The 2,811-nt window shown below is 70.4% G+C and carries 4 protein-coding genes; 2 read left to right on the forward strand and 2 right to left on the reverse strand.

Annotated elements, in window-relative coordinates:
- On the forward strand, nucleotides 1–392 hold a 392-nt coding region (locus B2U11_RS06750), incomplete at its 5' end, for an amidohydrolase family protein (RefSeq protein WP_292070762.1).
- 63 nt (nucleotides 393–455) lie between these two features.
- Here B2U11_RS06750 and B2U11_RS06755 read toward each other — a convergent pair.
- Entirely contained in the window at nucleotides 456–1,355 is a 900-nt protein-coding gene (locus tag B2U11_RS06755; protein WP_292070763.1) for a dienelactone hydrolase family protein, read from the reverse strand.
- Nucleotides 1,356–1,430: 75 nt separating this feature from the next.
- Nucleotides 1,431–1,847, reverse strand: coding sequence for a (deoxy)nucleoside triphosphate pyrophosphohydrolase (locus B2U11_RS06760; protein ID WP_292070764.1), 417 nt, complete (start codon nucleotides 1,845–1,847; stop codon nucleotides 1,431–1,433).
- Nucleotides 1,848–1,926: 79 nt separating this feature from the next.
- Here B2U11_RS06760 and B2U11_RS06765 point away from each other — a divergent pair, with 79 nt between their 5' ends.
- A complete protein-coding gene (locus B2U11_RS06765; RefSeq protein ID WP_292070765.1) occupies nucleotides 1,927–2,796 on the forward strand; it encodes an ATP-grasp domain-containing protein in 870 nt (289 codons plus the stop codon).
- Nucleotides 2,797–2,811 lie beyond the last annotated feature (15 nt).

Consider the following 2,811-nt stretch of genomic DNA (forward strand, 5'->3'; position numbering starts at 1 on the left):
AGATGCGGGCGGCGCGGATGGAGAATGCGGCGGCGCTGAATGCGGCGGGCGTGGTCATCGCCATCAAGGGCAACGAGGGTTCGACCCACCGCGCCCGCGAGGTTCGCTACAACGCCGGCAACGCCGTCTCGCACGGCCTTCCGTATAATGCGGCCATCGCGGCGCTGACGGTCAATCCGGCCAGGATCTTCGGCATGGCCGGCCAGTTCGGCCAGATCGCGCCGGGCGCCGCCGGCGACGTGGTGGTCTGGTCTGGCGACCCGCTGGAACCGCTCAGCCAGCCGTCGGCGGTCTTCGTCGGCGGTGTGGAGCAACCGCTGGAAAGCCGCGCCCTGCTGCTGCGTGACCGCTATCGCCAGCAGACGCCGATGCCGCCGGCCTATCGGAACTGACGTTAGTCGTCGAAACGGAGAAGGGGCGGGACCGACGGTCCCGCCCCTTTTTGTGCGCAGGTTTCAGGCCTTGAGCTTGGCGGCGAACAAGGCGGTCAGGCGGGACCAGCCGTCCTTGGCGTCCGCCTCGGCGTAGCTGGCGCGATAGTCAGCGTGGAAGCCGTGCGGAGCGTCGTCATAGACCACGATCTCGCTGCCGGTCTGGCCCGCGCGGGCCAGGGCCTGGCGCATCTGCTCGACGCTGGCGACTGGAATGCCTTGGTCGCGGCCGCCGTAGAGGCCCAGCACGGGCGCCTTCAGGTCGTCAGCCAGGTCGACCGGCCACGGCTGTCCGGACGAAATCTGTTCCGGGGTCGCGTCGGCGGCGGGCGCCAGGCGGCCATACCAGGCCACGCCCGCGTCGATGACGGCGAACCGCGCGCAGGCCTGCCAGACGACCTTGCCGCCCCAGCAGAAGCCGGTGATCCCGACCTTGTCCGCATTGGCCCATAGCTGCTGACTGGCCCAGTCCAGCGTCGCCGAGATGTCGCCCATCACCTGGTCATAGCCGGCCGCCGAGACGATCTGCATGATCCGCTGCATGTCCGACAGCGGCGCCGGGTCCTCGACCCGCACGAAGAAGGCCGGCGCGATGGCGGCGTAGCCCTGCTTGGCCAGGCGGCGGCAGACGTCGCGGATATAGTCGTGCACGCCGAAGATCTCGGACACCACGACCACGACGGGGAAGGGGCCGTCGTCCAGGGGGCGGGCGACATAGGCCGGCAGGTCGAAGCCGTCAGGCGCAGGATAGGTCACGGTCTCGGTCACGAGGCCCGCGTCGTCGGTGGTGATCGGCTTGGCTTCCTTGGCCAGTGCGGCCACGGCGTAGCCCGAGAACATCAGCCCGCCCAATGCGCCCACGGCGCGGCGGCTCAGTTTTAAATCGTCGAGGGTCTGGCCTTCGGGTCGGATCAGGACGGTCATGGTCGGCTCCGGTCGTGGGGGAAGGGCGACAGTGGTCCGGCCGCGCCGCCCCGTCCAGTCACGAAAGGGCGCGCCTCACAGCAGGTCGCGCAGCCAGGCGACCAGCGGATCGTCGGCGGGCGGCATCGGATAGTCGGCCAGCTTCTCCGGCCGGACCCAGGCCAGGGCCGAATGCTCGCGCGCCACGACCGTCCCTTCCCAGCGGCGGCACAGATAGAGCGGCATCAGCAGGTGGAAGTCGTCATAGGCGTGGCTGGCGAAGACGAAGGGCGACAGGCACGAGGCGGACACCTCGATCCCCAGTTCCTCGCGCAACTCGCGGATCAGCGCGGCTTCCGGCCGTTCGCCCGGCTCGACCTTGCCGCCGGGAAACTCCCACAGGCCGGCCAGCTGTTTGCCCTCGGGCCGCCTGGCGATCAGCACCCGCCCGTCCACGTCGATCAGGGCGACGGCGACGACCAGGACGGTGCGAAGGGGCGGGACGTCAGTCATGAGGGGCTCCGGCGGCGTCCCCCTCCTTAAGGGCGCCGATGACGCTCGGAAAGCGGCACCGGCTTGGCTATGACAGGCCATGACCCGCATCGCCGTCCTGACCCCCGATCCCGCCGACCCGTCCTATCGCGGCCAGTGGCCGGGTGTGCTGGAGCGGCTGACGCGGGCGCTGGCGGCCGCCGACGTCCAGATCGACCCGACGCCGTGGACCGAACATGTCCAGGACGCCTCGGGCCTCAAGCCCTATCCGCTGATCCTGCCGGTCCTGGTGTGGGGCTATCACCGCGCCCATCCCCTGTGGCTGGCCGCCTGCGAAACCTGGCGCGCGGCGGACCTGCCGCTGGCCAATCCCGCTTCGGTGCTGGGCTGGAACTCGGACAAGCGATACCTGGCCCGGCTGGCCAAGCGCGGCGTGCCATTGCCGGCGACCCGCTGGGTCGACCACGCGGCGCCCGAGGCGGTCGCAAACGCCTTCGCCGAGACGGGCGCGGAACAACTGGTGCTCAAGCCGACGGTCTCGGGCGGGGCGTGGCGGACGCTGCGTCTGTTGCCGGGCCAGGCGATGGACGACCCGCCCGAGGGGCCGGCGATGATCCAGCCCTATCTGCCGTCCATCGAGACCGAGGGCGAGACTTCGCTGCTGTTCTTCGGCGGCCGGTTCAGCCATGCCGTCAACAAGCGGCCCGTGGGCGGCGACTTTCGCATCCAGGTGCAGTTCGGCGGCCAGTATGCGCCCGTTCAGCCGGACGCCGCCGCGCTGGCCCTGGCCGACCGGGTGCTGTCATCCATCGACGAGCCGCTGCTCTACGCCCGCATCGACATGGCGCGCGACGGCGACGCGTGGACGCTGATGGAGGCCGAGCTGATCGAACCGGACTTCTACCTGGGCCACGACCCGTCCGCCGGCGCGAGCTTCGCCCGAGCGGTGCGCGAACGGCTGGACGCCTAGGGTCCGTACTCAATA

It is taken from the genome of Brevundimonas sp. UBA7534, assembly GCF_002479325.1.
Classification (GTDB): domain Bacteria; phylum Pseudomonadota; class Alphaproteobacteria; order Caulobacterales; family Caulobacteraceae; genus Brevundimonas.